This is a genomic window from Phascolarctobacterium sp. (assembly GCF_045124115.1).
Taxonomy (GTDB): domain Bacteria; phylum Bacillota; class Negativicutes; order Acidaminococcales; family Acidaminococcaceae; genus Phascolarctobacterium_A.
In genome coordinates, this window is sequence record NZ_JBGVLF010000020.1 from 1 (window position 1) to 4584 (window position 4584).

Annotated in this window: 3 protein-coding genes; all 3 read right to left on the minus strand. The window is 42.1% G+C overall.

Translation table 11 applies throughout. The annotated features are described in order from the left end of the window. On the minus strand, window positions 1-3814 hold a 3814-nt coding region (locus tag ACJMM4_RS03105; RefSeq protein ID WP_405383006.1), incomplete at its 3' end, for a tape measure protein. After that, the gene (locus ACJMM4_RS03110) at window positions 3814-4251 is read right to left on the minus strand and encodes a hypothetical protein (RefSeq protein ID WP_405355517.1); all 438 of its coding nucleotides are present in this window, start codon (window positions 4249-4251) and stop codon (window positions 3814-3816) included. The genes ACJMM4_RS03110 and ACJMM4_RS03105, both read right to left, overlap by 1 nt. Further along, window positions 4235-4462 (minus strand): hypothetical protein, encoded by a 228-nt coding sequence (locus ACJMM4_RS03115; RefSeq protein WP_405355515.1) that lies wholly within the window; start codon window positions 4460-4462, stop codon window positions 4235-4237. The genes ACJMM4_RS03110 and ACJMM4_RS03115 overlap by 17 nt, the downstream gene beginning before the upstream one ends. Window positions 4463-4584 lie beyond the last annotated feature (122 nt).

Here is a 4584-nt window from a genome sequence, read left to right on the forward strand (position 1 = left end):
CCATAGCAGCCCCAGCGGCTATTCCTGCTCCTGTCATTACTGTTCCGGCGGCTATTCCTGCTCCTGTTAGAGTTGCTGCAAGAGGGGCAAGAAAACCACCTACAAACGGAATTTTTGCAACACTTTCAGCAGCCGTAGCAACTGCAAGAGCCGCCATAGCCGTTGCAGCCGTACTTGCTGACGCTGCTAAACTTGCCATAGCACCAGCCATTGTCGTTAAAGCAGGAGCAGCCGTTGTAAAAGCAGAACTTGCTATCGTCATAACGGCAGCCATAGCACCCAACCCAGCCGCCGCAATAGGGGCAGCCGTAGCCATGCTTGCGATACTTCCTGCTGCTGAAACGGCTGGACTTGCAACATTAGCAACACCCATACCAGCGTCAATAGCAGATGACGCCATTCCCCCAAGTCCTGTAATTGTACTTGATATTGCTGGATTTGTGGCATTCAACAAAGCATCTGAAAGACCTGTTGCCTGCCCTGTTAAAGTGGATAATATGCTACCTGTGTCTGCGTCCCCTGTAATTGAGGCTGCTGCTCCTGTTAGAGAGCCACTTGACTGTCCCCAACCAAACTTTTGCTTAACATTTGCCCATGCTTTTTGAATACCACCAAAAGCACCATTTAATGCTCCTGTGCCTGTATATGTAGGATTATCTTTTGTCCCCTCAAGAGGTGTGCCAGCAAATCCCGACCCAGCACCTAACAAAGCAGATACAAAACGATTTCCACTTCCATTTTTAGCCCAACCAGCCTGCCAGCCAGCAAGAACACTATTGCCAATTTCTTTAATCCAACTCGTAGCAACCGATTTAATTGCAGATAAAGCAGCATTTTTAAATCTGTCCCAAACTGAAAGATTACTGTCAAAATCCAAAAGGCTATCAATTAGGGTATCTGACAATTTACTTGCCTCACGATTTGTAATTTGTAAAATATCCTCTCTCTTTTTTAATACCTCTTGGTATTTAATTTCAGTATTGAGATTTTTCATTGTTTGTTTTGCGTTCTCAATTTCTGCGGCAGTATAAGCCGTAGAGTTTGCCAAACGGTATTGATATGTCTTTGTGGCTGCCTCTGCCTTTTTCTTGGTTAAATCCCAGCCTGTAACCTCCGTCTGCGTTAATAAGGCAACCTGACGATTTACTTCTTCAATTTGTGCCTTTTCTCTTATATATGCGGCACTTACTTGTTTATATCTATCGCTTGCAGTATCGCCAGCCAAAGCCATAAGTCTGATTTCTTCTTCATGGGCTTTCATGCTTTTTTGTAAAGCCTCAAAGGCGTCATCAGCCTTTTTAGTTCTCGATGATGATTTTCCTTTTCCCTTACCTTTTCCTTTGCTATCGCCCCCTGCGTGTAAGCCTGCAACTGAACTTTGAGAATACATCAGTTGACTTGCTAATTTTGCCTCCTCCTGACCGAGAATAGCAACAGTATCTTTATAGCGTTGCATAGCCTTGTCTTGACGGTCAAAATCAACTTGTTTAATTAAATCAACCATACCGGAAAGTCCGCTATTGATATAATTATGAGTAGCCTTACCAACATTCCAAGCACTATCTGCAAAGCCGTTCATGCTTTTTGAGGCGTTATCAAGGGCAACTGCCATTTCTTTTGCACCAATTTTACTCGCAACCCATGCACCTTTTTCCGCAACCTCTGCAAAAGCCTTTGTAGCAAGTGAAACAAGCCTTGTAACTGCTTGACCTACGGCAACAACAACGTGTACGATACCAGCACCAATGCCCTGCAAAACAAGCACAACGCCTAAACCAACTTGTTTACATCTTGCTCCAAAAATAAGCCATTTATTACTCAATTCATCAACATACAACTGTTGTGCTTTCATCATTTCAGACTGTATCGCCATTTTAGCGATATTTTTAGCCTGTTCATCTGTAACATTCTTAATGGAAATACCATGTTCTTGAATATATTGCAAAACTTCCGGATATTGAGAGCGTAACATTTCAAGATTTCTATTATAAGCCTCTTGTTGTGCTGACGAACGATTTTGAATTTCTGCTAATTGAGTAAATTCAGAGATAAGCCCTGTTACATTGTTTGTAACATCACGCTGCTGAACGGCAGCCTCCTCAAAAGACTTATTTGCCTGACTTACTGAATTTGCACAATATAAAGCAGCCGCACCGACCGCAAGCAAGGTCGCCCCAACAGGATTTGCAACCAAAGCCCAAAGTGCTTTACCAGCAGCAATAGCATTGGCTTTCATAGCAGTTAAAGCCGTATTTACAACACCAAATTTTGTTACAAAAATAACAGAGGCAGTCGCAGCAGTGAGCATGGCTGCTTGCATAGCAGTAACCGCAGCGGCACTTTCCCCAAGCCCTCCTGTAACTCTATTAGCAAGTCCTAATACATTTGTCCAAATCTTAATAAAAGGCACAAAAGCATTATTCATTGCTTGTCCGACATTGGCTTGCAATAAGAATGTTTGTGTCTGCATACGATTTAAGTGTGCATTATACTGGTCAACGGCAATTCCGATTTGTTTACCCAAACTATCTTTGACCATAGCAGCGAAATTAGGTAAGAAGTCTTTTGACATTACCTCGCCTTTTTTCATCAAGTCCATAAGTTCCCCAGCGGTTATGCCCATGCTTTGAGCAGCCAATTCAAACGCCCCCGGAAGTGCGTTACCTAATTGTCTTTTAAGTTCTTCCGCTTGAACTGTGCCTTTGTTTGCCATTTGTTCTAACGCAACAAATACATTTTCCATTTGAGCAGAGGACAGGTGTAATGATACCATAGCCGTTGACAAATCCTCAAATATTTGTCTTGACTGGGCTATTGTGCCTCCTGACCGAGTAAATGAAGTCATGAATTTTGCATAAGGCTCATAAGTTGACTGTAAATTCAAACCAAGTCTGCCTGCCATGTCTGCGGTAAATGCCATTTCGTCAGCACCTTGCCTCAAACCTCTCGCACCAGCAGCCATAGTATTTTTTATGCCGTCCATAGCAACCCCAGCCTTTGACATGTCGCCTATCATATTGCCAAGAGAGGCTATAACTCTCTGAATACCGTCAGCAGCCAAATTACCAAACAGGGAAGAAAGAGCAATGCTTTCGTTGCCTGTGTCCTCCATTTGCCCTGTCAGTTGCTTAAATTTATCATCTACGGCAGCAACTTCGCCTTGTAGCCTTTTATATTTTTCGCCCATTCTGCCAAGTGTAACATCATTTAAGTTTCCGGCAGCAATAGCCTCTTTAAGACGATTACCATACTGTTGCAATTCCTCATTCATGCGACTATATGAGCCACTTGCAGACATTTTCATTTTATTATTTACATCTTGGACGGCTGCGGATAACCTTTGATATTCTGATATAGCAGCATTAAGGTTTGTTCCTTTTTCGCCTGTTGTATAAAGATTTTTTAAAGCCAATTCAGCAGCAGCCAATTCAGCCTTTAGTTGATTATAAGGGGCTTGGGCTTTTTCAGCCGCAGTAGCCATTTTTTGAGCCGCCGCAGCGTTTCTCATGTGTTGCATTTCTAACTTTGCAGCCTGCAAAGCAGTTCTGTTCATTTCCGTAGCCAATTTTTGCTCGCCCATAGCAGCGGCATTGTTTGCTTTATTTACATCTTGAACTGCTTTAGAATAATTAGAAATTGCCCCCGATAATGAGTTAAACTCTCTTGTTAGGGCTGATATTTCTTTGTTTCCCCAGCCTGTATTTTCCAGCAAGTCAGTAACCTCTTGCGTCTTATCTGCAAGAGTTGTCAATATCTTAACGGCTCTTTCGCCTCCTATGGTTTGAATATCTATGCGTAAAGCGTCATCAGACATTAAGACATTACCTCCTTAAATCGCTTTTTTAAATCTTCTTGGGTTTCTTTCATGGCAGCACGCACATATCCAACAGGCTTTGTAGCCTTGATATGTACTTCGTCTGCATAAACATCTTCGCCATTTACCCCTTTAAAATGTAATTTTTCAGCGTTTTTAGGACGGATAGTTATATCGCCAAAACCATATTCAAGTCTTTTAGCGGCTGGGTGGTCAACAAAAACAGCATGCTCATTTTTGTCATGATAAACAACATTATCATCTTGAAAACTATTGCGAAATTCATAGGGGTATTTTGGGTCGTTATTAAACTTTTGTCGTGCTTGAGAACGTATATTTCTAACGAGAATATCCCCAGCCTCGTCTTGAATTTGCTTAACTCGGTCGGAAATTCCCCTTATCTTAAGTATTAAATTTTCGTTAGAAACATTTGCCACCGTTGTACTCCTGCATAAGTTGTAATACCAAATATCGTGTTGCGTATATGTAGCCACTTGTCAAGGTTTCATCGTCTGCCGAGATTTTTCTAAAGCCGGAAATATGCATGTAAGCGTCATCTAACAGTTGATAAAACTCCTCGTCTAAATTGGCGAGGAGTTGACCTTTTTTACCGATAGCGATAGGATTTTTCTTATCGCCTACGAACATTGGCGTTTTTGCCTCGACCTCGCTTAATTGTTTGTGTCGGGTGTAGCCTTTTGCGTGGAGTTCCCAGCCGATTTTGACTTTTTTACTAAAGCCTCTTTGGCTTTTTCATTTTCCGTATGTTT

Bases quoted from the DNA above. Each gene is read 5' to 3' on its own strand.
- ACJMM4_RS03115 (WP_405355515.1), bottom strand. From the start codon at position 4,462: ATGTTCGTAGGCGATAAGAAAAATCCTATCGCTATCGGTAAAAAAGGT.